This is a genomic window from Martinezella sp. CNPSo 3890 (genome assembly GCF_057784455.1).
Genome location: NZ_JBXSOR010000001.1, coordinates 955,818 through 979,883 on the forward strand (window position 1 = coordinate 955,818; position 24,066 = coordinate 979,883).

The following is a 24,066-nucleotide window of genomic DNA, read 5'->3' on the forward strand; positions in this document are numbered from 1 at the left end:
GAGAGAAATGGCTAAGAAAGTTGCAGGCCAGCTCAAGCTGCAGGTCAAGGCCGGCTCGGCGAATCCGTCGCCGCCGATCGGTCCTGCGCTTGGTCAGCGTGGCATTAACATCATGGAATTCTGCAAGGCGTTCAATGCCGCCACGCAGGAAATGGAAAAGGGTATGCCGATCCCGGTCGTCATCACCTACTACCAGGACAAGTCCTTCACCTTCGTCATGAAGCAGCCGCCGGTCAGCTACTTCCTGAAGAAGGAAGCGAAGATCCAGTCCGGCTCGAAGACCCCGGGCAAGGGCGCCAAGGCTGGCACCCTGACCAAGGCTCAGGTCAAGGCGATCGCCGAAGCCAAGATGAAGGATCTGAACGCCGCCGATATCGAAGGCGCAATGGCCATGATCGAGGGCTCTGCCCGCGCCATGGGCCTGGAAGTGGTAGGTTAAGACCATGGTAGCAAAGCGTATTCAGAAGATTCGTGAAGGCGTTGATCCGACTAAGCTCTATGCTCTGGATCTGGCCATCAACATGGTCAAGGAACGTGCCGTCGCCAAGTTCGACGAAACCGTCGAAATCTCGATGAACCTCGGTGTTGATCCGCGTCACGCCGACCAGATGGTTCGCGGCGTCGTCAACCTGCCGAACGGCACCGGCCGTACGGTTCGCGTTGCCGTCTTCGCTCGTGGCGCCAAGGCTGACGAAGCCAAGGCTGCCGGCGCTGACGTCGTCGGTGCGGAAGACCTGGTCGAAATCGTTCAGGGCGGCAAGATCGATTTCGATCGCTGCATCGCCACCCCGGACATGATGCCGCTCGTCGGCCGTCTCGGTAAGGTTCTCGGCCCGCGCGGCATGATGCCGAACCCGAAGGTCGGTACGGTTACGATGGACGTCAAGGGTGCTGTTGAAGCTTCCAAGGGCGGCGCTGTCGAGTTCCGCGTCGAGAAGGCTGGTATCGTCCATGCCGGTATCGGCAAGGCTTCCTTCGACGCCAAGGCTCTGGAAGAAAACATCCGCGCCTTTGCTGACGCCGTCATCAAGGCGAAGCCGGCTGGCGCCAAGGGCAACTACGTCAAGCGCGTAGCGATCTCCTCGACCATGGGGCCGGGCGTCAAGATCGAGCCGTCGACGGTTACGGCGCCGAGCGCCTGATTGGTTCTGTCGGGCTAGACGCCCGGCATTTAAGAATTCCCGGCCTTTCGGGGCCGGGATTTCCGGAGAAATCCGGAATTCCTGTCCGAGATTGCAGGTGGTTATCCCTTAATCACTTAAGCCTGCATGAGACGGGTAAGACCCGAATTTTGAAGAAGCTTCGCTTCGATGAACTCGGTTCGAGCCTTGGATGCCTTGTGCCTTGGAGCCGTCAGGCTCGAGCGCGAGGGGACAGGATCCTCAAGCGTCGCTTGGGATCTCATTGATCCCAGGAGGCAAAAGGCAACCCGGCAGGCCCGCTAACCCGGTCCTGTCAACTGGAGAAAAGCAGTGGAAAGAGCGGAAAAACGCGAATTCGTCACGGAACTGAACGAAGTCTTCAAGGCTTCGGGCTCGGTTGTCGTGGCCCACTATGCTGGTGCTACAGTCGCTCAGATGAACGATTTTCGTTCCAAGATGCGCGCTGCTGGCGGCACCGTCAAAGTCGCGAAGAACCGCCTGGCCAAAATTGCTCTTCAGGGCACGGATGCGGAAGGGATTTCCAATCTCTTCACCGGTCAGACGCTGATCGCATACAGCAATGACCCGATTACCGCTCCGAAGGTCGTCGTGGATTTCGCCAAGACCAACGATAAGATCGTTGTTCTGGGCGGCGCCATGGGAACAACAACGCTCAACGCCGAAGGTGTCAAGTCGCTCGCGACCCTGCCTTCGCTGGACGAGCTGCGCGCGAAGCTGCTGGGCATGATCCAGACTCCGGCTACCCGCATCGCAGGTGTTGTTGCAGCGCCGGCAAGCCAGCTTGCTCGCGTGTTCTCGGCCTACGCCAAGAAGGACGAAGCCGCGTAAGGCGGTTTTTCGCTGTTCATAACCAACCAGTTCGAACCGAACAAAAGGAACTACTAAAATGGCTGATCTCGCAAAGATCGTTGAAGACCTCTCCTCGCTGACCGTTCTCGAAGCCGCAGAACTGTCGAAGCTTCTCGAAGAAAAGTGGGGCGTTTCCGCCGCTGCTCCGGTAGCTGTTGCTGCCGTTGCCGGTGGTGCTGGCGGCGCTGCTGCAGCTGCTGAAGAAGAAAAGACCGAGTTCGACGTCATCCTCGCTGATGCCGGCGCGAACAAGATCAACGTCATCAAGGAAGTCCGCGGCATCACCGGCCTCGGCCTCAAGGAAGCCAAGGACCTCGTTGAAGCCGCTCCGAAGGCTGTCAAGGAAGGCGTTTCCAAGGCTGAAGCCGCTGACATCAAGAAGAAGCTCGAAGACGCCGGCGCTAAGGTCGACGTTAAGTAAGCTTGAAACTGCTTTGGGAGGTGGCTTTTTGCTACCTCCCATTTGCCGTTTTTCTGAACGAATTACCCAAAAGCCGCGGGCAAAACGGCTTTTGGGTAATGGGTTCTTCAAGAGGATGGTCTCAAACCGAACCGCGACGCAATCCGGCTGAGCGGTTTTCGGTTAGATAGACGAGATTGAACTACTCATTGATTGATGGGGTCGCCTGGCCAGCGGTTCCCATCCGTTGCAGGCCCGGGTGCAGGATTTTAAAGGAGCGACGATGGCTCAGACCCTTTCGTTCAACGGTCGCAGGCGCGTACGCAAGTTTTTTGGTAAGATTCCCGAAGTCGCAGAGATGCCGAACCTCATCGAGGTTCAAAAGGCATCCTACGATCAGTTTCTCATGGTCGAAGAACCGAAGGGCGGCCGCCCGGACGAAGGTCTTCAGGCTGTCTTCAAGTCGGTTTTCCCGATCACCGATTTCTCCGGCGCTTCCATGCTGGAGTTCGTTTCCTATGAGTTCGAACCGCCGAAGTTCGACGTCGATGAGTGCCGCCAGCGCGACCTGACCTACGCCGCGCCGCTGAAGGTGACCCTCCGTCTGATCGTGTTCGATATCGACGAGGATACGGGCGCGAAGTCCATCAAGGACATCAAGGAACAGAGCGTCTACATGGGCGACATGCCGCTCATGACGAACAACGGTACGTTCATCGTGAACGGCACCGAGCGCGTGATCGTGTCGCAGATGCACCGTTCGCCGGGCGTCTTCTTCGATCACGACAAGGGCAAGAGCCATTCTTCCGGCAAGCTGCTCTTTGCTGCCCGCGTCATCCCGTATCGCGGCTCCTGGCTCGATATCGAATTCGACGCCAAGGACATCGTCTACGCCCGTATCGACCGCCGCCGCAAGATTCCGGTGACGTCGCTGCTGATGGCGCTCGGCATGGATGGCGAAGACATCCTGTCGACCTTCTACACGAAGTCGCTCTATCAGCGCGACGGCGATGGCTGGCGCATTCCCTTCAAGCCGGAAACTCTGAAGGGCGCCAAGACCGTTGCCGACATGATCGACGCCGACACCGGCGAAGTCGTTGTCGAAGGCGGCAAGAAGCTCACGCCGCGCCTTCTGCGTCAGCTGCAGGACAAGGGCCTGAAGGCTCTGAAAGCGACCGACGAAGAGCTGTATGGCCTCTTCCTGGCAGAAGACATCGTCAACTTCCAGACCGGTGAGATTTATCTCGAAGCCGGCGACGAAATCGACGAGAAGACACTGCCTGTTATCCTGAACGCCGGTTTTGACGAGATCCCGGTTCTCGGCATCGACCACATCAATGTCGGCGCCTACATCCGCAACACGCTCGCAGCCGACAAGAACGAGAACCGTCAGGATGCTCTGTTCGACATCTATCGCGTCATGCGTCCGGGTGAGCCGCCGACCATGGAATCGGCCGAAGCCATGTTCAACTCGCTGTTCTTCGATGCGGAGCGCTACGATCTCTCCGCCGTCGGCCGCGTCAAGATGAACATGCGCCTCGACCTCGACGTCGAAGACACCGTCCGCATCCTGCGCAAGGACGACATCCTGGCCGTGGTCAAGATGCTCGTCGAGCTGCGCGACGGCAAGGGCGAGATCGACGATATCGACAACCTCGGCAACCGCCGCGTCCGTTCGGTCGGCGAGCTGATGGAAAACCAGTACCGTCTGGGTCTGCTGCGTATGGAGCGTGCGATCAAGGAACGCATGTCCTCGATCGAAATCGACACGGTCATGCCGCAGGATCTGATCAACGCAAAGCCGGCTGCCGCCGCTGTCCGCGAATTCTTCGGCTCTTCGCAGCTGTCGCAGTTCATGGACCAGGTGAACCCGCTTTCGGAAATCACCCACAAGCGCCGTCTTTCGGCTCTCGGCCCAGGCGGTCTGACCCGCGAGCGTGCCGGCTTCGAAGTCCGCGACGTTCATCCGACGCATTACGGTCGTATTTGCCCGATCGAAACGCCGGAAGGTCCGAACATCGGCCTCATCAACTCGCTGGCGACCTTTGCCCGCGTCAACAAGTACGGCTTCATCGAAAGCCCTTATCGCCGCATTATCGACGGTAAGGTGACCAACGACGTGCTCTACCTCTCCGCCATGGAAGAGGCGAAGTACTACGTTGCTCAGGCCAACGCCGAGCTCGACGCCGACGGCTCCTTCATCGAGGAATTCGTCGTTTGCCGTCATGCCGGCGAAGTCATGCTCGCTCCGCGCGACAACATCAACCTGATGGACGTCTCGCCGAAGCAGCTGGTTTCGGTCGCCGCCGCTCTGATCCCGTTCCTGGAAAACGACGACGCCAACCGTGCTCTCATGGGCTCGAACATGCAGCGTCAGGCCGTGCCGCTTCTGCGTGCCGAAGCCCCGTTCGTCGGTACCGGCATGGAGCCGGTCGTGGCGCGTGACTCCGGTGCTGCTATCGGCGCCCGCCGCGGCGGCGTGGTCGACCAGGTCGACGCAACACGTATCGTTATCCGCGCCACCGAAGACCTCGATCCGTCGAAGTCCGGCGTCGATATCTACCGCCTGATGAAGTTCCAGCGCTCGAACCAGAACACCTGCGTCAACCAGCGTCCGCTGGTGACAGTCGGTGACGTGGTCAACAAGGGCGACATCCTGGCGGACGGTCCGTCGACCGACCTCGGCGATCTGGCCCTCGGCCGTAACGTGCTCGTCGCGTTCATGCCTTGGAACGGTTACAACTACGAAGACTCGATCCTGCTCTCCGAGCGTATCGTTGCCGACGACGTGTTCACCTCCATCCACATCGAAGAGTTCGAAGTGATGGCGCGCGACACCAAGCTCGGTCCGGAAGAAATCACCCGTGATATTCCGAACGTTTCGGAAGAAGCGCTGAAGAACCTGGACGAAGCCGGCATCGTTTACATCGGCGCCGAAGTTCAGCCGGGCGATATCCTCGTCGGCAAGATCACGCCGAAGGGCGAAAGCCCGATGACGCCGGAAGAAAAGCTCCTGCGCGCCATCTTCGGTGAAAAGGCATCGGACGTTCGCGATACCTCCATGCGCATGCCGCCCGGCACCTACGGCACGGTCGTCGAAGTTCGCGTCTTCAATCGTCACGGCGTCGAAAAGGACGAACGTGCCATGGCGATCGAGCGCGAAGAGATCGAACGCCTTGCCAAGGACCGTGACGACGAACAGGCGATCCTCGATCGTAACGTCTACGGCCGCCTGGTCGAGATGCTGCGTGGTCAGGTTGCTCTTGCTGGTCCGAAGGGCTTCAAGAAGGGCACGGAACTGTCGAACGCCGTCGTTTCCGAGTATCCGCGTTCGCAGTGGTGGATGTTCGCCGTCGAGGACGAAAAGGTCCAGAGCGAGCTCGAAGCCCTGCGTGGCCAGTACGACGAATCCAAGTCGCGCCTCGAACAGCGCTTCATGGACAAGGTCGAGAAGGTCCAGCGTGGCGACGAAATGCCTCCGGGCGTCATGAAGATGGTCAAGGTCTTCGTTGCTGTGAAGCGCAAGATCCAGCCGGGCGACAAGATGGCAGGCCGTCACGGGAACAAGGGCGTGGTCTCGCGCATTGTTCCGGTCGAGGACATGCCGTTCCTGGAAGACGGTACGCATGTCGATATCGTGCTAAACCCGCTCGGCGTGCCCTCGCGCATGAATGTCGGTCAGATTCTCGAAACGCACCTTGGCTGGGCTTGCGCCGGCATGGGGCGTCAGATCGGCGAACTGATCGAAGCCTACAAGGCAAGCGGCAACATCGAGCCTCTGCGCAAGACGATCGACCTGGTCGTTGGCGATGGCCCGAAGAGCGACGACGTTCACGAGTACGACGATGCATCGGTTCTGCGTCTGGCCGACCAGTGGAAGCGTGGCGTGTCCATCGCGACCCCGGTCTTCGACGGTGCTGGCGAAGCTGACGTCAACAAGATGCTGGCAATGGCAGGTCTCAAGGAAACCGGCCAGTCGACGCTGTACGACGGACGTACCGGCGAGCAGTTCGACCGCCAGGTTACGGTTGGCTACATCTACATGCTGAAGCTGAACCACCTTGTCGACGACAAGATCCACGCCCGTTCGATCGGTCCGTACTCGCTCGTCACCCAGCAGCCGCTGGGCGGTAAGGCGCAGTTCGGCGGCCAGCGCTTCGGCGAAATGGAAGTCTGGGCGCTCGAAGCTTACGGTGCAGCTTATACGCTGCAGGAAATGCTCACGGTCAAGTCGGACGACGTGGCCGGCCGTACCAAGGTCTACGAAGCCATCGTTCGTGGCGACGACACCTTCGAGGCGGGCATTCCGGAAAGCTTCAACGTTCTCGTCAAGGAAATGCGCTCGCTGGGCCTCAGCGTCGAATTGGAAAACTCCAAGGTCGACGATCTGCAGACGGCAAGCCAGCTTCCGGACGCAGCCGAGTAATAGCCTGTCAGGGTGCGCGCTGTTGGTCAGCGCGCACCGCTTGGAATATTGCAGCGCCGTTGGCGTCCCTTTGGATGCATGGCGCCGCAAGGCGGTTTTAAAGCGTCAGTCCGGTTCCCGGGATTTGCCGGCACTGCACGTAATTCGAGGGCGTTTCGCCCCTAAAGGAGATAGGCATGAACCAAGAGGTCATGAATCTTTTCAATCCGCAGGTGCCTGCGCAGAATTTCGATTCCATCCGGATTTCGATTGCGTCGCCGGAGAAGATTCTTTCCTGGTCTTATGGCGAGATCAAGAAGCCGGAAACGATCAACTATCGTACGTTCAAGCCGGAACGCGATGGTCTTTTCTGCGCGCGAATCTTCGGACCGATCAAGGACTACGAATGCTTGTGCGGCAAGTACAAGCGCATGAAGTACAAGGGCATCATCTGCGAAAAGTGCGGCGTCGAAGTCACGCTGTCGCGCGTTCGCCGTGAGCGCATGGGCCATATTGAGCTGGCCGCTCCCGTTGCCCACATCTGGTTCCTGAAGTCGCTGCCTTCGCGCATTTCGACGCTGCTCGACATGACGCTGAAGGATGTGGAGCGCGTTCTCTACTTCGAAAACTACATCGTCACCGAGCCGGGTCTCACCGCGCTCAAGGAGCACCAGCTCCTGACGGAAGAAGAGTACATGCTCGCCGTCGACGAATATGGCGAAGACCAGTTCACCGCCATGATCGGCGCTGAAGCGATCTACGAGATGCTGGCCAGCATGAATCTCGAAAAGATCGCCGGCGACCTGCGCTCCGAGCTTGCCGACACCACGTCGGATCTCAAGCAGAAGAAGCTGATGAAGCGCCTGAAGATCGTCGAAAACTTCATGGAATCCGGCAACCGCCCGGAATGGATGATCATGAAGGTCGTCCCGGTCATCCCGCCGGACCTGCGTCCGCTGGTTCCGCTCGATGGCGGCCGTTTCGCGACCTCGGATCTGAACGATCTGTACCGTCGCGTCATCAACCGTAACAACCGTCTGAAGCGTCTCATCGAACTGCGCGCTCCGGGCATCATCATCCGCAACGAAAAGCGCATGCTGCAGGAATCTGTCGATGCGTTGTTCGATAACGGCCGTCGCGGCCGCGTCATCACCGGCGCCAATAAGCGTCCGCTGAAGTCGCTGTCCGACATGCTCAAGGGCAAGCAGGGCCGCTTCCGTCAGAACCTGCTCGGCAAGCGCGTCGACTATTCCGGCCGTTCGGTCATCGTGACCGGTCCGGAGCTCAAGCTGCATCAGTGCGGCCTGCCGAAGAAGATGGCGCTCGAGCTGTTCAAGCCGTTCATCTATGCCCGCCTGGACGCGAAGGGTTATTCCTCGACCGTCAAGCAGGCCAAGAAGCTGGTCGAAAAGGAAAAGCCGGAAGTCTGGGATATCCTCGACGAGGTCATCCGCGAGCATCCGGTTCTCTTGAACCGCGCACCGACGCTGCACCGCCTGGGCATCCAGGCCTTCGAACCCACGCTGGTCGAAGGCAAGGCCATCCAGCTGCACCCGCTCGTCTGCACGGCCTTCAACGCCGACTTTGATGGTGACCAGATGGCCGTTCACGTGCCGCTCTCGCTGGAAGCCCAGCTTGAAGCCCGCGTGCTGATGATGTCGACCAACAACATTCTGCACCCGGCAAACGGCGCGCCGATCATCGTTCCCTCGCAGGACATGGTTCTCGGCCTGTACTATCTGTCGATCCTGAACCAGAACGAGCCGGGCGAAGGTATGGCCTTCTCTGATCTCGGCGAGCTGCATCACGCACTTGAGAACAAGGTCGTGACGCTGCATTCGAAGATCCGCGGCCGCTTCAAGTCGGTCGGCGAAGATGGCAAGCCCTATTCGAAGATCTATGAAACGACCCCCGGCCGTCTGCTGATCGGCGAACTCCTGCCGAAGCATGCAAAGGTCACCTTCGACATCTGCAACCAGGAAATGACCAAGAAGAACATCTCCAAGATGATCGACACGGTCTACCGTCATTGCGGCCAGAAGGACACGGTCATTTTCTGCGACCGCATCATGCAGCTCGGCTTTGCCCATGCCTGCCGCGCCGGCATTTCGTTCGGCAAGGACGACATGGTCATCCCGAACACCAAGGCCAAGATCGTCGGCGATACCGAAGCGCTCGTGAAGGAATACGAGCAGCAGTATAACGACGGTTTGATCACCCAGGGCGAAAAGTACAACAAGGTTGTCGACGCTTGGGGTAAGGCCACGGAAAAGGTCGCCGAAGAGATGATGGCCCGCATTAAGGCCGTCGAATTCGACGAAAAGACCGGTCGTCAGAAGCCGATGAACTCGATCTACATGATGAGCCACTCGGGTGCTCGTGGTTCTCCGAACCAGATGCGCCAGCTGGGCGGCATGCGCGGCCTCATGGCCAAGCCGTCGGGCGAAATCATCGAGACGCCGATCATCTCGAACTTCAAGGAAGGCCTCACCGTTAACGAGTACTTCAACTCGACGCACGGTGCCCGTAAGGGTCTGGCCGACACCGCCTTGAAGACCGCGAACTCGGGCTACCTGACCCGCCGTCTGGTCGACGTCGCGCAGGATTGCATCGTCACGCAGATCGATTGCGGTACCGAAAACGGCCTCACCATGACCGCCATCGTCGATGCCGGTCAGGTCGTTGCCTCGCTCGGCGCCCGCATCCTCGGCCGTACGGCCCTGGACGACATCGATCATCCGGTCACGGGTGAGCGCATCGTCGATGCCGGCAAGATGATCCTCGAGCCCGATGTCATCGAGATCGAGAAGGCTGGTATCCAGTCCATCCGCATCCGTTCGGCTCTGACCTGCGAAATCCAGACGGGCGTATGCTCGGTCTGCTACGGTCGCGACCTTGCTCGCGGTACGCCTGTCAACATCGGTGAAGCTGTCGGCGTCATCGCCGCGCAGTCGATCGGTGAGCCGGGCACGCAGCTGACCATGCGTACCTTCCACCTGGGCGGCACGGCGACCGTGGTCGACCAGTCGTTCCTGGAAGCCTCTTACGAGGGCACGGTTCAGATCAAGAACCGCAATATGCTGCGCAACTCCGAAGGCAACCTCGTTGCCATGGGCCGCAACATGACGGTGCAGATCCTGGACGAACGTGGCGTTGAACGCTCCTCGCAGCGCGTTGCCTACGGCTCGAAGCTTTATGTCGACGATGGCGACAAGGTAAAGCGCGGTCAGCGTCTCGCAGAGTGGGACCCCTATACCCGTCCGATGATGACGGAAGTGGCCGGTACGGTTCACTTCGAAGATGTCGTCGACGGTCTCTCGGTCCTCGAAGCGACGGACGAATCCACCGGCATCACCAAGCGTCAGGTTATCGACTGGCGCTCGACGCCGCGCGGCTCGGATCTGAAGCCGGCGATCGTCATCAAGGACGCCAGCGGCAATGTCGCCAAGCTCTCGCGCGGTGGTGAAGCACGCTTCCTGCTTTCGGTCGACGCGATCCTGTCGGTCGAGCCGGGGCAGAAGGTGTCTCAGGGTGACGTTCTCGCCCGTTCGCCGCTGGAAAGCGCCAAGACCAAGGACATCACCGGTGGTCTGCCGCGTGTTGCCGAACTGTTCGAAGCTCGTCGTCCGAAGGACCACGCCATCATCGCAGAGATCGATGGTACGATCCGCCTGGGCCGCGACTACAAGAACAAGCGTCGCGTCATCATCGAGCCGGCGGAAGACGGTGTCGAGCCGGTCGAATACCTGATCCCGAAGGGCAAGCCCTTCCACCTTCAGGAAGGCGACTATATCGAAAAGGGTGATTACATCCTCGACGGTAACCCGGCTCCGCACGACATTCTGGCGATCAAGGGCGTGGAGGCTCTGGCTTCCTACCTGGTCAACGAAATCCAGGAAGTCTACCGCTTGCAGGGCGTTGTCATCAACGACAAGCACATCGAAGTGATTGTCCGTCAGATGCTGCAGAAGGTGGAAATCACCGATGCGGGCGACAGCCAGTACATCGTCGGCGACAACGTCGACCGTATCGAGCTGGAAGACGCCAACGACCGCCTGATCGAAGAAGGCAAGAAGCCTGCTTATGGCGATCCGGTTCTGCTCGGCATCACCAAGGCATCGCTGCAGACGCCGTCCTTCATCTCGGCTGCATCCTTCCAGGAAACGACGAAGGTGCTGACCGAAGCTGCAATCGCCGGCAAGACCGACGGTCTGCAGGGCCTGAAGGAAAACGTCATCGTCGGTCGCCTGATTCCGGCCGGTACCGGCGGTACCATGACGCAGATCCGCCGTATCGCTACGGCTCGCGACGAGCTCATCCTCGAAGAGCGCCGCAAAGGCACGGGTGCCGGCGTTGCAACGCCGATGCTGCAGGATCTCGCCAGCGAAAACAGCCCGGCTGAATAAGCTGGTCTGAATTGACAAAAATCAAAACCGCCCGGAGCGATCCGGGCGGTTTCTTTTTGTGCATAATGAAATCGGCGAGGTGAGGGGGCGCCGTCTCCCTCAGACGGTTGTCCGATCAGCGGAAGCGGATGATTGCGACTTCGCCTTCGAGTGCGCCTTGATAGGCGGAGGCATGCGGCTCCTCGTCCGGAATATCCGTCAGGAGTCCGATCTGGTCGAGGTCGGCCTCGATGAAGCCCTCTTCGGCAAGAGCGTTCAGTGCCTCGCGCACGGCGGTATCATCGTCGGGCGCTTTCAGCATGACGTGCAGGTCGATGCCTTCGCCGCCATCGGTCTCATAACCCTTGCCGATGATGATGAAGACCATGGGGCCGTCGGAATTGTTGTCATTGTCTGGCGCAGTAATCATGGATCTTCCTTCGGGAGTATCGAATCGACCCGGCGATTCCTTTTCGCCGCGCGGGTCCGTCAGGTGGAAATGTTCTTCCGTGATTCCTTATAGGGATTTTGCCGAAATACCAAAGTCCATCTTGCCGAAGGGGCGGCATTTCCGTATCCAATGCGCCAAATGGCTGGTTTGGCCGGGGTTTCCGGGCTTTATGACAAAGATAATTTCTTAACCGGCCTTGACGAACCGGTGGGAAACCAGTAGTACCGCCGCCATCGGAACCCATGTGAGGCATGGCTATTCGGGGCGACGCGCCCTGGAGTTCACCTCAAACAAGGTTCTAAACGCACGTTGAAGACACGAATGCTGCTCGCACGACGCCACCTTCGGTGTCCTCTGCTTTTCTGTGGTCCATCTGCGAGAGCGGATCGGGCCACGTTTTGCGCATTGAGACGAACGTGTGTCGTGCCGGTGACGGCGAAAGTCATGCCCGCAAGGGTGTCGAGATAGATTTACAAGGGATGGTTGAATGCCTACCGTAAACCAGCTGATCCGCAAGCCTCGCCAGGCGCAGGTAAAGCGTAACAAGGTTCCCGCTCTTCAGGAGAACCCGCAGAAGCGCGGCGTTTGCACCCGCGTCTACACCACGACGCCGAAGAAGCCGAACTCGGCTCTGCGTAAGGTCGCAAAGATCCGCCTGACCAACGGCTTCGAAGTCATTGGTTACATCCCCGGTGAAGGTCACAACCTTCAGGAACACTCTGTCGTCATGATCCGTGGCGGCCGCGTTAAGGACCTTCCGGGTGTTCGCTACCACATCATCCGCGGCGTTCTCGATACTCAGGGCGTCAAGAACCGCAAGCAGCGCCGTTCGAAGTATGGTGCAAAGCGTCCGAAGTAATTCGGATTTTTAGATAATCCGGCGCTGCGCGAGGTTCTCCGCGTGGTTGAGCGTCGCAACAGTTGAGAGACGAGAAGTTACATGTCCCGACGTCATAGAGCAGAAAAGCGCGAGATCAATCCGGACCCGAAGTTCGGCGATCTGGTTGTTACCAAGTTCATGAATGCCATCATGCTGGACGGCAAGAAGTCCGTAGCGGAAAACATCGTATATGGCGCGTTTGACGCCGTGCAGGGCAAGGCAAAGCAGGAACCGCTCGGCGTGTTCCATCAGGCTTTGGATAACATCGCTCCGCACGTTGAAGTCCGCTCGCGCCGCGTTGGTGGTGCTACGTACCAGGTTCCGGTGGATGTGCGTCCTGAGCGTCGCCAGGCTCTGGCCATCCGCTGGCTGATCACCGCTGCTCGCAAGCGTAACGAGACGACGATGATCGACCGTCTGTGCGGCGAACTTCTCGATGCCTCCAACAACCGCGGCGCTGCCGTCAAGAAGCGCGAAGACACGCACAAGATGGCTGATGCCAACCGTGCGTTCTCGCATTATCGCTGGTAATCCCGAACGGTTTCGGAAAGGCAGTCCACAATGGCTCGCGCATATAAAATCGAAGACTACCGCAATTTCGGTATCATGGCGCATATCGACGCCGGCAAGACCACGACGACCGAGCGTATTCTTTACTACACCGGTAAGTCGCACAAGATCGGCGAAGTTCACGATGGCGCTGCCACGATGGACTGGATGGAGCAGGAGCAGGAGCGTGGCATCACGATCACCTCTGCTGCTACCACGACCTTCTGGAAGGGCCGTGACGGCAAGACCCGCCGCTTCAACATCATCGACACCCCCGGCCACGTTGACTTCACCATCGAAGTCGAGCGTTCGCTGCGCGTTCTCGACGGTGCCATCGCGCTGCTCGACGCCAACGCCGGCGTTGAGCCGCAGACGGAAACCGTTTGGCGTCAGGCTGAGAAGTATCATGTTCCGCGCATGATCTTCTGCAACAAGATGGACAAGACCGGCGCCGACTTCTACCGCTCGGTCGAGATGATCAAGACCCGCCTCGGCGCGACCGCAGTTGTCATGCAGCTGCCGATCGGCGCTGAAAGCGACTTCAAGGGCGTTATCGACCTGGTCGAGATGAACGCTCTGATCTGGCGCGACGAGTCGCTCGGCGCCCAGTGGGACGTCGTCGAAATCCCGGAAGACATGAAGGCCAAGGCTGAAGAATATCGCGAAAAGCTGATCGAGACCGTTGTCGAGATCGACGAAGCCGCGATGGAAGCCTACCTCGAAGGCAATTTGCCTGACAACGACAAGATCCGCGAACTCGTTCGTCGCGGCACGATCGACGTCAAGTTCCATCCGATGTTCTGCGGCACCGCATTCAAGAACAAGGGTGTTCAGCCGCTCCTCGACGCCGTTGTCGATTACCTGCCGTCGCCGCTCGACATTCCGGCGATCAAGGGCATCGATGCCAAGACGGAAGCCGAGATCGAGCGTCACGCTGACGACAACGAGCCGCTTTCCATGCTCGCGTTCAAGATCATGAACGACCCGTTCGTCGGCTCGCTCACCTTTGCCCGTATCTACTCCGGCAAGCTGGAGAAGGGCGTTTCGGTCATGAACACGGTCAAGGACAAGCGCGAGCGCGTCGGCCGCATGCTGCAGATGCACTCCAACTCGCGTGAAGACATCGAAGAAGCCTATGCTGGCGACATCGTTGCTCTCGCCGGCCTCAAGGAAACCACGACGGGTGACACGCTCTGCGACCCGCTGAAGCCGGTTATCCTCGAGCGCATGGAATTCCCCGAGCCGGTCATCCAGATCGCGATCGAGCCGAAGTCCAAGGGCGACCAGGAAAAGATGGGCCTCGCGCTCAACCGCCTGGCTGCAGAAGACCCGTCCTTCCGCGTCAAGACCGACCAGGAATCCGGTCAGACGATCATCGCCGGCATGGGCGAACTGCACCTCGACATCATCGTCGACCGCATGCGTCGTGAGTTCAAGGTTGAAGCAAACGTAGGCGCGCCGCAGGTTGCCTACCGCGAAACCATCACGCGCCTGACGGAAAAGGACTACACGCACAAGAAGCAGACCGGTGGTACCGGTCAGTTCGCACGCGTCAAGCTCGTATTCGAGCCGAACCCGGAAGGCGAAGACTTCAAGTTCGAATCCAAAATCGTCGGTGGTGCTGTTCCGAAGGAATACATTCCGGGCGTTCAGAAGGGTATCGAAAGCGTTCTGTCTTCGGGCCCGCTGGCTGGCTTCCCGATGCTCGGCGTCAAGGCGACGCTCATCGACGGTGCCTTCCACGACGTCGACTCGTCGGTTCTGGCCTTCGAAATTGCCGCTCGCGCTTGCTTCCGTGAAGCAGCTCGCGAAGCCGGTGCTCAGCTCCTCGAGCCGATGATGAAGGTCGAAGTCGTAACGCCGGAAGACTACGTCGGTGACGTTATCGGCGACCTGAACTCTCGCCGTGGTCAGATCCAGGGCCAGGAGAGCCGCGGTATCGCCGTCGTCATCAGCGCGAACGTCCCGCTGGCGAACATGTTCAAGTACGTCGATAACCTGCGCTCGATGTCTCAGGGCCGTGCACAGTACACGATGACCTTCGATCATTATGCGCCGGTTCCGTCGAACGTCGCACAGGAAATCCAGGCAAAGTATTCCGGTCAGAAGTGACCGGAATACCAATTGACCGATAACAAGAATTGATCCCTCAGGGGACAGGAAAACGGAGAGCCGAAAATGGCAAAGAGTAAGTTTGAGCGCAATAAGCCGCACGTTAACATCGGGACGATCGGTCACGTTGACCACGGCAAGACGTCGTTGACGGCAGCGATCACGAAGTACTTCGGCGAGTTCAAGGCGTATGACCAAATCGACGCGGCTCCGGAAGAGAAGGCTCGCGGCATCACGATCTCGACGGCCCACGTTGAATACGAGACGCCGAACCGTCACTATGCACACGTTGACTGCCCCGGCCACGCCGACTACGTGAAGAACATGATCACGGGTGCCGCCCAGATGGACGGCGCGATCCTGGTTTGCTCTGCAGCTGACGGCCCGATGCCGCAGACGCGCGAGCACATCCTGCTCGCCCGCCAGGTTGGCGTTCCGGCAATCGTCGTGTTCCTGAACAAGGTCGACCAGGTTGACGACGCTGAGCTTCTCGAGCTCGTCGAGCTTGAAGTTCGCGAACTTCTGTCGTCCTACGACTTCCCGGGCGACGACATCCCGGTCGTCAAGGGTTCGGCGCTTGCTGCTCTTGAAGATTCGGACAAGAAGATCGGCGAAGACGCGATCCGCGAGCTGATGGCTCAGGTTGACGCCTACATCCCGACGCCTGAGCGTCCGATCGACCAGCCGTTCCTGATGCCGATCGAAGACGTGTTCTCGATCTCTGGCCGTGGTACGGTTGTGACGGGCCGCGTCGAGCGTGGCGTGATCAAGGTTGGTGAAGAAGTCGAGATCGTCGGCATCCGTCCGACGTCGAAGACGACGGTTACCGGCGTTGAAATGTTCCGCAAGCTGCTCGACCAGGGCCAGGCCGGCGACAACATCGGCGCGCTGATCCGCGGTGTGAACCGTGACGGCGTCGAGCGTGGTCAGATCCTGTGCAAGCCGGGTTCTGTCAAGCCGCACAAGAAGTTCAAGGCCGAAGCCTACATCCTGACGAAGGAAGAAGGCGGCCGTCATACGCCGTTCTTCACGAACTACCGTCCGCAGTTCTACTTCCGTACGACTGACGTGACGGGCATCGTGACGCTTCCGGAAGGCACGGAAATGGTTATGCCAGGCGACAACGTCACGGTTGACGTCGAGCTGATCGTTCCGATCGCGATGGAAGAAAAGCTTCGCTTCGCGATCCGCGAAGGCGGCCGTACCGTCGGTGCAGGCATCGTCGCCTCCATCGTCGAGTAATTCGAAGACGGCCACTCCATCCGAGTGGCCGATTCGATGACAAATTTATGATGCAGGCGGCACTAGCCGCTTGCTTATGACATGGAAATGTTGCAAATGGCGCGCGAGCGCGATTTGCGCGCTGCTTCGGATGATGAAGCGGCCAATGAAATTAACAATAAGGTGGGCTGAAAGGCCTAAAGAGTGGATGGGGATGCCGTAGCCGGCGTCCCTCTCGATCTTTGAAACCGGTGGTCCGCCTTAGGAAACAGAACAAACCGTGCCTTTTTGAAAGGCACGCGAGATAACAAACACAAGGATAACGTCGAATGAACGGCCAAAATATCCGCATTCGCCTGAAGGCGTTCGATCACCGGATTCTCGATGCTTCCACGCGCGAGATCGTGTCGACGGCGAAGCGCACCGGTGCAAGCGTCCGGGGCCCCGTTCCGCTTCCGACTCGTATCGAGAAGTTTACGGTAAACCGGTCCCCGCACATCGACAAGAAGAGCCGCGAGCAGTTCGAGATGCGCACGCATAAGCGCCTCCTCGACATCGTTGACCCGACCCCGCAGACGGTAGACGCGCTGATGAAGCTCGATCTCGCCGCCGGTGTCGATGTTGAGATCAAGCTCTAAGGCCTCCGGTCCTCGAGCTGAGTGAGAAGGATTGAACCGATGCGTTCAGGTGTGATTGCACAGAAGGTGGGAATGACCCGCGTCTACAACGACGCCGGCGAGCATGTCCCGGTTACCGTATTGCGTATGGAAGGCTGCCAGGTCGTAGCCCAGCGCACAGTTGAAAAGAATGGCTACACCGCAGTTCAGCTGGGTGCCGGCCAGGCTAAAGTTAAGAACACGACGAAGGCTCTTCGCGGCCATTTCGCCGTTGCAAGCGTAGAGCCGAAGGCCAAGCTCGCAGAATTCCGTGTCACGGAAGACAATCTGCTCGCAGTTGGCACCGAGCTCAACGCAGGTCACTTCACGGCGGGTCAGCTCGTCGACGTGACCGGCACGACGATCGGTAAGGGCTTTGCCGGCGCCATCAAGCGCCACGGCTTCGGCGGTTTGCGCGCCACGCACGGTGTGTCGGTTTCGCACCGTTCGCACGGTTCGACCGGCTCGCGCCAGGATCCGGGCAAGGTGTTCAAGAACAAGAAGATGGCTGGTCACATGGGCCAGACCCGCGTCACGACGCAGAACCTTGAAGTGGTATCGACCGATGAAGATCGCGGTCTGATCCTCGTCAAGGGTGCGGTTCCCGGCTCCAAGGGCGCCTGGATCATCGTGCGCGACGCCGTCAAGTCGGCAGCGAAGTAAGGGAGCCAAACCAATGGAATTCAACGTCAAGACCCTTGAGGGCAAAGACGCCGGGAAGGTTTCCCTTTCTGATGCGATTTTCGGCCTCGAGCCGCGTGAAGACATTCTCGCTCGCGTCGTTCGCTGGCAGCTTGCCAAGAAGCAGCAGGGCACGCATCAGGCCAAGGGCCGCGCAGACGTAGCGCGCACCGGTGCCAAGATGTACAAGCAGAAGGGTACGGGCCGCGCTCGTCACCATTCGGCTCGCGCTCCGCAGTTCCGCGGCGGTGGTAAGGCTCACGGCCCGGTCGCTCGCAGCCACGAGCATGATCTGCCGAAGAAGGTTCGCGCCCTCGGCCTGCGTCACGCTCTCTCTGCCAAGTTCAAGGCTGAAGACGTGATTGTCATCGACAATCTCGTCGCTACCGAAGCCAAGACCAAGGCACTCGCTGGCGCTTTCGAGACGCTCGGCCTGACGAACGCTCTGTTCATCGGCGGTGCTGAGCTCGACAGCAACTTCAAGCTCGCAGCCCAGAACATCCCGAACATCGATGTTCTGCCGGTTCAGGGCATCAACGTTTACGACATCCTGCGCCGCGGCAAGCTCGTGCTGTCCAAGGCTGCAGTTGAAGCTCTAGAGGAGCGTTTCAAGTGACGGATCTTCGCCATTATGATGTGATCGTTTCTCCGGCGATCACCGAAAAGTCCACGCTGCTGTCGGACAATAACCAGGTTGTTTTCAACGTTGCGAAGACCGCGACGAAGCCGGAAATCAAGGCTGCCGTCGAAGCGCTCTTCGGCGTCAAGGTGACGGCCGTTAACACTCTGCTGCGCCTCGGCAAGACCAAGCGGTTCAAGGGTCTCGTCGGCAAGCAGAAGGACGTGAAGAAGGCTGTTGTGACGCTCGCCGAAGGCCAGTCGATCGACGTCTCCACCGGTCTCTGAGGAATAAGAAAATGGCATTGAAAACATTCAATCCGACGACCCCGAGCCAGCGTCAGCTGGTCATTGTCGATCGCTCCTCGCTCTACAAGGGCAAGCCGGTCAAGTCGTTGACCGAAGGCCTCACCTCCAAGGGTGGCCGTAACAACACCGGCCGCATCACCGTCCGTTTCCAGGGCGGTGGTCACAAGCGCAGCTATCGTCTGGTTGACTTCAAGCGTCGCAAGTTCGACGTCGAAGCAACCGTCGAGCGTATCGAATACGATCCGAACCGTACCGCTTACATCGCTCTGGTGAAGTACACGGACGGCGAACTGGCCTACATCCTCGCTCCGCAGCGTCTCGCTTCGGGCGACAAGGTGATCGCTTCGGAAAAGGCAGTGGACGTGAAGCCTGGCAACACCATGCCGCTTCAGTTCATCCCGGTCGGTTCCATCATCCACAATGTGGAAATGAAGCCGGGCAAGGGCGGTCAGATCGCTCGTTCCGCCGGTTCCTACGCTCAGCTCGTCGGCCGTGACCAGGGAATGGCGATCCTTCGCCTGAACTCGGGCGAACAGCGCCTCGTGCACGGCACCTGCCTTGCCACGATCGGTGCGGTTTCGAACCCGGATCACGGCAACATCAACGACGGTAAGGCCGGTCGTTCGCGTTGGCGTGGCAAGAAGCCGCATAACCGCGGCGTTGTCATGAACCCGGTTGACCATCCGCACGGCGGTGGTGAAGGCCGCACCTCCGGTGGTCGCCATCCGGTGACCCCATGGGGCAAGCCGACCAAGGGCAAGCGTACGCGGTCGAACAAGTCGACCGACAAGATGATTATGCGCTCGCGCCATCAGCGCAAGAAGTAAGAGAGGAAGTCTCAAGTGGCTCGTTCAGTATGGAAAGGTCCGTTTGTTGACGGCTATCTTCTCAAGAAGGCTGAGAAGGTGCGTGAAGGCGGACGTAACGAAGTAATCAAGATGTGGAGCCGTCGCTCCACCATCATGCCGCAGTTCGTTGGTCTCACCTTCGGCGTCTACAACGGCAGCAAGCACATTCCGGTCAGCGTCAATGAAGACATGGTCGGACACAAGTTCGGCGAGTTCGCCCCGACCCGTACCTATTATGGTCACGGTGCGGACAAGAAGGCGAAGAGGAAGTAACAATGGGCAAGGCAAAAACCGAACGCCGGCTGAAGGACAACGAGGCGCAGGCAGTTGCGCGCACGCTCCGCGTCAGCCCGCAGAAGCTCAACCTGGTCGCGGCTTCGATCCGCGGCAAGAAGGTTGACCGCGCGCTCGCAGAGCTGGAATTCTCGCGCAAGCGTATCGCTGGCGCCGTGAAGAAGACGCTCGAATCTGCGATCGCCAATGCAGAAAACAATCACGATCTCGACGTTGACTCGCTGGTCGTTGCGGAAGCTTACGTCGGCAAGTCGATCGTCATGAAGCGTTTCCACGCTCGTGGCCGCGGCCGCGCATCTCGCATCGAGCGTCCGTTTGCGCACCTGACGATCGTCGTTCGTGAAGTGGAAGCTCAAGGGGAGGCCGCATAATGGGTCAGAAAATCAATCCGATCGGCTTTCGTCTTGGCATCAACCGTACCTGGGATAGCCGCTGGTTCGCGGACAATGCCGAGTACGGCCAGCTCCTCCACGAAGACCTGAAGATGCGCAAGTTCGTCATGAACGAACTGAAGCAGGCTGGTATCTCCAAGGTGGTCATCGAGCGTCCGCACAAGAAGTGCCGCGTCACGATCCACTCGGCTCGTCCGGGCCTGATCATCGGCAAGAAGGGCGCTGACATCGACAAGCTCCGCAAGAAGCTGTCGGACATGACGAATTCCGAAACGCACCTCAACATCGTTGAAGTTCGCAAGCCGGAAATCGACGCGACGCTGGTTGCCCAGTCGATCGCTCAGCAGCTGGAACGCCGTGTTGCTTTCCGTCGCGCCATGAAGCGCGCCGTTCAGTCCGCGATGCGTCTTGGCGCCGAAGGCATCAAGATCACCTGCGCCGGCCGTCTCGGCGGTGCTGAAATCGCTCGTACGGAATGGTACCGCGAAGGTCGCGTGCCGCTGCATACGCTGCGCGCCGACATCGACTACGGTACGGCTGAAGCAGAAACCGCTTTCGGTATCTGCGGCATCAAGGTCTGGATCTTCAAGGGTGAAATCCTTGAGCACGATCCGATGGCCTCCGAACGCCGCGCGCTCGAAGGCGACGCCCAGGGTCCGGCTAGCCGCGATCGCGATAGAGACCGTCGCCGCGACAACGCTTGATAGCGTACGTGGCAGATAAGTTCGGAGAATAAGAAAATGTTGCAGCCAAAGCGTACGAAGTACCGCAAGCAATTCAAGGGCCGCATCAAGGGCGTTGCCAAGGGTGGTTCTGATCTGGCGTTCGGCGAATTCGGCCTGAAGTCGCAGGAGCCTAACCGCGTCAACGCTCGCGAGATCGAAGCGGCCCGCCGCGCGATCACGCGCTATATGAAGCGCGCCGGCCGTGTATGGATCCGCGTGTTCCCGGATGTTCCGGTAACCGCAAAGCCGACCGAAGTCCGTATGGGTAAAGGTAAGGGCTCTGTCGAATACTGGGCATGCAAGGTCAAGCCCGGCCGTATGATGTTCGAGATCGACGGTGTGAGCGAAGAAATCGCTCGTGAGGCCCTGCGCCTCGGCGCTGCCAAGCTCTCGGTCAAGACGCGCTTCGTTCAGCGCATTGCAGAGTAAGGAAGAAGCTCATGAAAGCCGCAGATGTTCGCGCCCTGAGCGCCGACCAACTCAAGGACGAGCTTGCCAAGCTGAAGAAGGAGCAGTTCAACCTGCGCTTTCAGAAGGCGACCGGCCAGCTCGAGAAGTCCTCGCGCATCAACGAAGTCCGCAAGGACATCGCTCGCGTAAAAACCATTGCCCGCCAGAAGGCGGCAGAAGCAAAGGCCTAAAGGAAGAATAACATGCCGAAGCGCATTCTGCAGGGCGTCGTGGTCAGCGACAAGAACGAGAAGACGGTAGTTGTCCGCGTTGAGCGTCGTTTCGCTCACCCGCTGCTCCAGAAGACCGTTCGTCGTTCCAAGAAGTACAAGGCTCACGACGAAAACAATCAGTACAAGACCGGCGACGTCGTTTCCATCGAGGAATGCGCGCCGATCTCCAAGGATAAGACCTGGACGGTCGTTTCCGCCCAGTCCAAGTAACAGAATTTCGCTCAGGCCCTTGCGCTTGGGCGAAATATCTGTATGAAGCACGAGCTTGGAAGCAGGACGCTCGCGAACGGGCGTTCTTTTGCTTTATTGATGGCCGGCAGAGGCGACCCGTTGCGGTTCCGAAGCCCAGGCATAATCAGACAAGACACTAGTCCATAAGCCGGGGTAGGGGGTCGATTGGCCCAACCATTCCGGTAACAACAAGAAGGCGACCTGACATGATTCAGATGCAAACAAACCTCGACGTGGCGGATAATTCCGGCGCACGTCGTGTCATGTGCATCAAGGTGCTGGGCGGCTCGAAGCGCAAGTATGCCTCGATCGGCGACGTTATCGTCGTTTCGATCAAGGAAGCTATTCCGCGCGGCCGTGTGAAGAAGGGTGACGTGATGAAGGCGGTTGTTGTTCGTACCGCCAAGGACATCCGTCGTCCGGATGGCAGCGTCATCCGCTTCGATACCAACGCAGCAGTCCTCATCGACAACAAGAAAGAGCCGATCGGCACCCGTATCTTCGGACCGGTTCCGCGCGAACTTCGCGCCAAGAACCACATGAAGATCATCTCGCTGGCTCCAGAAGTACTGTAAGGAGCGGAGCGATGCAGAAGATCCGTAAAGGCGACAAGGTTGTCGTATTGACCGGTAAGGACAAGGGCCGTACCGGCGAAGTCATTCAAGTGCTGCCGAAGGAAGACCGTGCGGTCGTTCGTGGCGTCAACGTCATCAAGCGCCATCAGCGCCAGACGCAGAACCAGGAAGCCGGCATCATCAGCAAGGAAGCCCCGCTTCACCTGTCCAACATTGCGATCGTCGACAAGGACGGCAAGCCGACCCGCGTCGGTTTCAAGGTTGTGGATGGCAAGAAGGTCCGTGTGGCCAAGACCTCGGGAGAAGTGATCGATGGCTGAGGCAAAGTACGAGCCGCGGCTCAAGAAGGAATATGTTGCTCGCATCCGTGCAGCCATGCAGGAGCAGTTCTCCTACGCTAACGAGATGCAGATCCCGAAGCTGGACAAGATCGTGATCAACATGGGTGTTGGCGAAGCGACGGCTGATTCGAAGAAGCCGACCGTTGCTGCTGCCGACCTGGCGGCCATCGCTGGCCAGAAGCCGGTCATCACCCGCGCACGCAACTCCATCGCTGGCTTCAAGGTCCGCGAAAATATGCCGATCGGCGCGAAGGTTACCCTGCGCGGCGCCCGCATGTATGAGTTCCTGGATCGTCTGGTCAACATCGCGCTTCCGCGCGTTCGCGACTTCCGCGGCCTGAACCCGAAGAGCTTTGACGGTCGTGGCAATTTTGCCATGGGCATCAAGGAGCACATTGTGTTCCCTGAGATCAACTACGACAAGGTTGATCAGATGTGGGGCATGGACATCATCGTTTGCACGACGGCGACGACCGACGACGAAGCACGGGCTCTTCTGAAAGAGTTCAACTTCCCGTTCCGTCAATAACCGTAACGACGAGCGTAGAAAAGGAACCCTGATATGGCGAAGACAAGCGCAGTTGAAAAGAACAAGCGCCGCCGCAATACGGTTGCCAACCAGGCCGCGAAGCGGGCTGCTCTCAAGGCAATCATCATGAACCAGTCTCTCTCGATCGAAGACCGGTTCAAGGCCACTCTGAAGCTGGCATCGCTCCCGCGCGATGGATCGAAGACCCGTATTCGCAACCGTTGCGAAGTGTCTGGCCGTCCGCGCGCCTACTACCGCAAACTGCGCATGTCGCGTATCGCGCTGCGTGAACTCGGCAATCTCGGCAAGGTGCCGGGCATCGTCAAGTCCAGCTGGTAAGGAGCAGATTAGATGTCTATGACTGATCCTTTGGGCGATATGCTCACCCGCATCCGCAATGGCGCTTCGCGCCGCAAGTCGTCGGTTTCGACGCCTGCGTCCAAGCTCCGTGCACGCGTTCTCGATGTGCTCCAGGCTGAAGGCTACATCCGTGGCTATTCCGTCGTCGATTTCGGCAACGGCAAGTCTGAGCTCAACATCGAACTCAAGTACTACGAAGGCGCATCGGTGATCCGCGAGATCGGCCGTGTGTCCAAGCCGGGCCGCCGGGTTTATGTCTCGGTCAAGTCCATTCCGCAGGTCGCGAACGGTCTCGGCATTACCATCCTTTCGACTCCGAAGGGTGTGATGGCCGATCACCAGGCTCGCGAACAGAATGTTGGTGGCGAGGTTCTCTGCTCGGTCTTCTAAGATCGAACAGAGATATCTC

The 24,066-nt window shown here is 59.1% G+C and carries 27 protein-coding genes; 26 read left to right on the forward strand and 1 reads right to left on the reverse strand.

The window, feature by feature from the left end; all coding sequences use genetic code 11:
• Positions 1-7 precede the first annotated feature (7 nt).
• From rplK to rpoC, 6 genes are all read left to right on the forward strand, one after another.
• A complete protein-coding gene (gene rplK, locus AC13RC_RS04675) occupies positions 8-439 on the forward strand; it encodes a 50S ribosomal protein L11 (protein ID WP_069614842.1) in 432 nt (143 codons plus the stop codon).
• A 4-nt stretch (positions 440-443) separates the two neighbouring features.
• Positions 444-1,142 (forward strand): 50S ribosomal protein L1, encoded by a 699-nt coding sequence (rplA, locus tag AC13RC_RS04680; RefSeq protein ID WP_069614843.1) that lies wholly within the window; start codon positions 444-446, stop codon positions 1,140-1,142.
• A 330-nt stretch (positions 1,143-1,472) separates the two neighbouring features.
• The gene (rplJ, locus tag AC13RC_RS04685; protein ID WP_047637052.1) at positions 1,473-1,991 is read left to right on the forward strand and encodes a 50S ribosomal protein L10; all 519 of its coding nucleotides are present in this window, start codon (positions 1,473-1,475) and stop codon (positions 1,989-1,991) included.
• A 58-nt stretch (positions 1,992-2,049) separates the two neighbouring features.
• The gene (gene rplL, locus AC13RC_RS04690) at positions 2,050-2,433 is read left to right on the forward strand and encodes a 50S ribosomal protein L7/L12 (protein ID WP_069614844.1); all 384 of its coding nucleotides are present in this window, start codon (positions 2,050-2,052) and stop codon (positions 2,431-2,433) included.
• 262 nt (positions 2,434-2,695) lie between these two features.
• Positions 2,696-6,838 (forward strand): DNA-directed RNA polymerase subunit beta, encoded by a 4,143-nt coding sequence (gene rpoB / locus AC13RC_RS04695; RefSeq protein WP_112435150.1) that lies wholly within the window; start codon positions 2,696-2,698, stop codon positions 6,836-6,838.
• A gap of 176 nt (positions 6,839-7,014) precedes the next feature.
• Positions 7,015-11,223, forward strand: coding sequence for a DNA-directed RNA polymerase subunit beta' (rpoC, locus tag AC13RC_RS04700; RefSeq protein WP_113353738.1), 4,209 nt, complete (start codon positions 7,015-7,017; stop codon positions 11,221-11,223).
• Positions 11,224-11,338: 115 nt separating this feature from the next.
• Here rpoC and AC13RC_RS04705 read toward each other — a convergent pair whose 3' ends face one another.
• Positions 11,339-11,632: a hypothetical protein gene (locus tag AC13RC_RS04705; protein ID WP_004123433.1), complete on the reverse strand. Its 294-nt coding sequence runs from the start codon at positions 11,630-11,632 to the stop codon at positions 11,339-11,341.
• Between the two features lie 508 nt (positions 11,633-12,140).
• Here AC13RC_RS04705 and rpsL point away from each other — a divergent pair.
• The 20 genes from rpsL to rpsH all read left to right on the forward strand — a co-directional run bounded on the left by rpsL (position 12,141) and on the right by rpsH (position 24,047).
• Positions 12,141-12,512: a 30S ribosomal protein S12 gene (gene rpsL / locus AC13RC_RS04710; protein WP_003507760.1), complete on the forward strand. Its 372-nt coding sequence runs from the start codon at positions 12,141-12,143 to the stop codon at positions 12,510-12,512.
• 81 nt (positions 12,513-12,593) lie between these two features.
• On the forward strand, positions 12,594-13,064 hold the full coding sequence (rpsG, locus tag AC13RC_RS04715) for a 30S ribosomal protein S7 (protein WP_069614847.1): 471 nt from the start codon (positions 12,594-12,596) through the stop codon (positions 13,062-13,064).
• A 30-nt stretch (positions 13,065-13,094) separates the two neighbouring features.
• Complete coding sequence (gene fusA, locus AC13RC_RS04720; protein ID WP_106997622.1) at positions 13,095-15,194, forward strand: elongation factor G; 2,100 nt, start codon at positions 13,095-13,097, stop codon at positions 15,192-15,194.
• A gap of 66 nt (positions 15,195-15,260) precedes the next feature.
• Complete coding sequence (gene tuf / locus AC13RC_RS04725; protein WP_095434658.1) at positions 15,261-16,436, forward strand: elongation factor Tu; 1,176 nt, start codon at positions 15,261-15,263, stop codon at positions 16,434-16,436.
• 308 nt (positions 16,437-16,744) lie between these two features.
• Positions 16,745-17,053, forward strand: coding sequence for a 30S ribosomal protein S10 (gene rpsJ / locus AC13RC_RS04730; RefSeq protein ID WP_003547547.1), 309 nt, complete (start codon positions 16,745-16,747; stop codon positions 17,051-17,053).
• Between the two features lie 39 nt (positions 17,054-17,092).
• Positions 17,093-17,734: a 50S ribosomal protein L3 gene (gene rplC, locus AC13RC_RS04735; protein ID WP_075852342.1), complete on the forward strand. Its 642-nt coding sequence runs from the start codon at positions 17,093-17,095 to the stop codon at positions 17,732-17,734.
• A 13-nt stretch (positions 17,735-17,747) separates the two neighbouring features.
• On the forward strand, positions 17,748-18,368 hold the full coding sequence (gene rplD, locus AC13RC_RS04740) for a 50S ribosomal protein L4 (RefSeq protein WP_015339599.1): 621 nt from the start codon (positions 17,748-17,750) through the stop codon (positions 18,366-18,368).
• A complete protein-coding gene (locus tag AC13RC_RS04745; protein WP_015339600.1) occupies positions 18,365-18,658 on the forward strand; it encodes a 50S ribosomal protein L23 in 294 nt (97 codons plus the stop codon). The genes rplD and AC13RC_RS04745 overlap by 4 nt, the downstream gene beginning before the upstream one ends.
• Positions 18,659-18,669: 11 nt before the next feature.
• Positions 18,670-19,506 carry a 50S ribosomal protein L2 gene (gene rplB, locus AC13RC_RS04750; protein WP_069611898.1) on the forward strand — a complete coding sequence of 279 codons (837 nt, stop codon included), beginning with the start codon at positions 18,670-18,672 and terminating at the stop codon, positions 19,504-19,506.
• A gap of 15 nt (positions 19,507-19,521) precedes the next feature.
• Positions 19,522-19,800 (forward strand): 30S ribosomal protein S19, encoded by a 279-nt coding sequence (gene rpsS / locus AC13RC_RS04755; protein WP_037199970.1) that lies wholly within the window; start codon positions 19,522-19,524, stop codon positions 19,798-19,800.
• Positions 19,801-19,802: 2 nt separating this feature from the next.
• Entirely contained in the window at positions 19,803-20,192 is a 390-nt protein-coding gene (gene rplV / locus AC13RC_RS04760; protein ID WP_004118391.1) for a 50S ribosomal protein L22, read from the forward strand.
• Positions 20,192-20,917 (forward strand): 30S ribosomal protein S3, encoded by a 726-nt coding sequence (rpsC, locus tag AC13RC_RS04765; RefSeq protein ID WP_004118393.1) that lies wholly within the window; start codon positions 20,192-20,194, stop codon positions 20,915-20,917. Before rplV ends, rpsC begins: the two co-directional genes overlap by 1 nt.
• 36 nt (positions 20,918-20,953) lie before the next feature.
• Positions 20,954-21,367: a 50S ribosomal protein L16 gene (rplP, locus tag AC13RC_RS04770; RefSeq protein WP_004118395.1), complete on the forward strand. Its 414-nt coding sequence runs from the start codon at positions 20,954-20,956 to the stop codon at positions 21,365-21,367.
• A gap of 11 nt (positions 21,368-21,378) precedes the next feature.
• On the forward strand, positions 21,379-21,579 hold the full coding sequence (gene rpmC, locus AC13RC_RS04775; protein WP_007690763.1) for a 50S ribosomal protein L29: 201 nt from the start codon (positions 21,379-21,381) through the stop codon (positions 21,577-21,579).
• A 12-nt stretch (positions 21,580-21,591) separates the two neighbouring features.
• On the forward strand, positions 21,592-21,831 hold the full coding sequence (rpsQ, locus tag AC13RC_RS04780; RefSeq protein WP_069611899.1) for a 30S ribosomal protein S17: 240 nt from the start codon (positions 21,592-21,594) through the stop codon (positions 21,829-21,831).
• A gap of 227 nt (positions 21,832-22,058) precedes the next feature.
• Positions 22,059-22,427, forward strand: a complete 369-nt coding sequence (rplN, locus tag AC13RC_RS04785) for a 50S ribosomal protein L14 (RefSeq protein WP_003573790.1) — start codon at positions 22,059-22,061, stop codon at positions 22,425-22,427.
• A gap of 11 nt (positions 22,428-22,438) precedes the next feature.
• The gene (gene rplX, locus AC13RC_RS04790) at positions 22,439-22,747 is read left to right on the forward strand and encodes a 50S ribosomal protein L24 (RefSeq protein WP_069611900.1); all 309 of its coding nucleotides are present in this window, start codon (positions 22,439-22,441) and stop codon (positions 22,745-22,747) included.
• Complete coding sequence (gene rplE / locus AC13RC_RS04795; RefSeq protein WP_069611901.1) at positions 22,740-23,297, forward strand: 50S ribosomal protein L5; 558 nt, start codon at positions 22,740-22,742, stop codon at positions 23,295-23,297. Before rplX ends, rplE begins: the two co-directional genes overlap by 8 nt.
• A gap of 33 nt (positions 23,298-23,330) precedes the next feature.
• Entirely contained in the window at positions 23,331-23,636 is a 306-nt protein-coding gene (gene rpsN / locus AC13RC_RS04800; RefSeq protein WP_004118406.1) for a 30S ribosomal protein S14, read from the forward strand.
• A gap of 12 nt (positions 23,637-23,648) precedes the next feature.
• Positions 23,649-24,047 carry a 30S ribosomal protein S8 gene (gene rpsH, locus AC13RC_RS04805; protein WP_015339607.1) on the forward strand — a complete coding sequence of 133 codons (399 nt, stop codon included), beginning with the start codon at positions 23,649-23,651 and terminating at the stop codon, positions 24,045-24,047.
• The last annotated feature ends 19 nt before the right edge of the window (positions 24,048-24,066 follow it).

Coding starts and splice junctions, on each gene's coding strand:
- rpsC (WP_004118393.1), top strand. CDS start 20,192: ATGGGTCAGAAAATCAATCCGATCGGCTTTCGTCTTGGCATCAACCGT.
- rpoB (WP_112435150.1), top strand. CDS start 2,696: ATGGCTCAGACCCTTTCGTTCAACGGTCGCAGGCGCGTACGCAAGTTT.
- rpsG (WP_069614847.1), top strand. CDS start 12,594: ATGTCCCGACGTCATAGAGCAGAAAAGCGCGAGATCAATCCGGACCCG.
- rplV (WP_004118391.1), top strand. CDS start 19,803: ATGGGCAAGGCAAAAACCGAACGCCGGCTGAAGGACAACGAGGCGCAG.
- rpsQ (WP_069611899.1), top strand. CDS start 21,592: ATGCCGAAGCGCATTCTGCAGGGCGTCGTGGTCAGCGACAAGAACGAG.
- rpsN (WP_004118406.1), top strand. CDS start 23,331: ATGGCGAAGACAAGCGCAGTTGAAAAGAACAAGCGCCGCCGCAATACG.
- rpsJ (WP_003547547.1), top strand. CDS start 16,745: ATGAACGGCCAAAATATCCGCATTCGCCTGAAGGCGTTCGATCACCGG.
- AC13RC_RS04705 (WP_004123433.1), bottom strand. CDS start 11,632: ATGATTACTGCGCCAGACAATGACAACAATTCCGACGGCCCCATGGTC.
- rplD (WP_015339599.1), top strand. CDS start 17,748: ATGGAATTCAACGTCAAGACCCTTGAGGGCAAAGACGCCGGGAAGGTT.
- rplL (WP_069614844.1), top strand. CDS start 2,050: ATGGCTGATCTCGCAAAGATCGTTGAAGACCTCTCCTCGCTGACCGTT.
- rplX (WP_069611900.1), top strand. CDS start 22,439: ATGCAGAAGATCCGTAAAGGCGACAAGGTTGTCGTATTGACCGGTAAG.
- rplK (WP_069614842.1), top strand. CDS start 8: ATGGCTAAGAAAGTTGCAGGCCAGCTCAAGCTGCAGGTCAAGGCCGGC.
- rplC (WP_075852342.1), top strand. CDS start 17,093: ATGCGTTCAGGTGTGATTGCACAGAAGGTGGGAATGACCCGCGTCTAC.
- rplP (WP_004118395.1), top strand. CDS start 20,954: ATGTTGCAGCCAAAGCGTACGAAGTACCGCAAGCAATTCAAGGGCCGC.
- rpoC (WP_113353738.1), top strand. CDS start 7,015: ATGAACCAAGAGGTCATGAATCTTTTCAATCCGCAGGTGCCTGCGCAG.
- rpsH (WP_015339607.1), top strand. CDS start 23,649: ATGTCTATGACTGATCCTTTGGGCGATATGCTCACCCGCATCCGCAAT.
- rplA (WP_069614843.1), top strand. CDS start 444: ATGGTAGCAAAGCGTATTCAGAAGATTCGTGAAGGCGTTGATCCGACT.
- fusA (WP_106997622.1), top strand. CDS start 13,095: ATGGCTCGCGCATATAAAATCGAAGACTACCGCAATTTCGGTATCATG.
- tuf (WP_095434658.1), top strand. CDS start 15,261: ATGGCAAAGAGTAAGTTTGAGCGCAATAAGCCGCACGTTAACATCGGG.
- rplB (WP_069611898.1), top strand. CDS start 18,670: ATGGCATTGAAAACATTCAATCCGACGACCCCGAGCCAGCGTCAGCTG.
- rplN (WP_003573790.1), top strand. CDS start 22,059: ATGATTCAGATGCAAACAAACCTCGACGTGGCGGATAATTCCGGCGCA.
- rpmC (WP_007690763.1), top strand. CDS start 21,379: ATGAAAGCCGCAGATGTTCGCGCCCTGAGCGCCGACCAACTCAAGGAC.
- rplE (WP_069611901.1), top strand. CDS start 22,740: ATGGCTGAGGCAAAGTACGAGCCGCGGCTCAAGAAGGAATATGTTGCT.
- rpsL (WP_003507760.1), top strand. CDS start 12,141: ATGCCTACCGTAAACCAGCTGATCCGCAAGCCTCGCCAGGCGCAGGTA.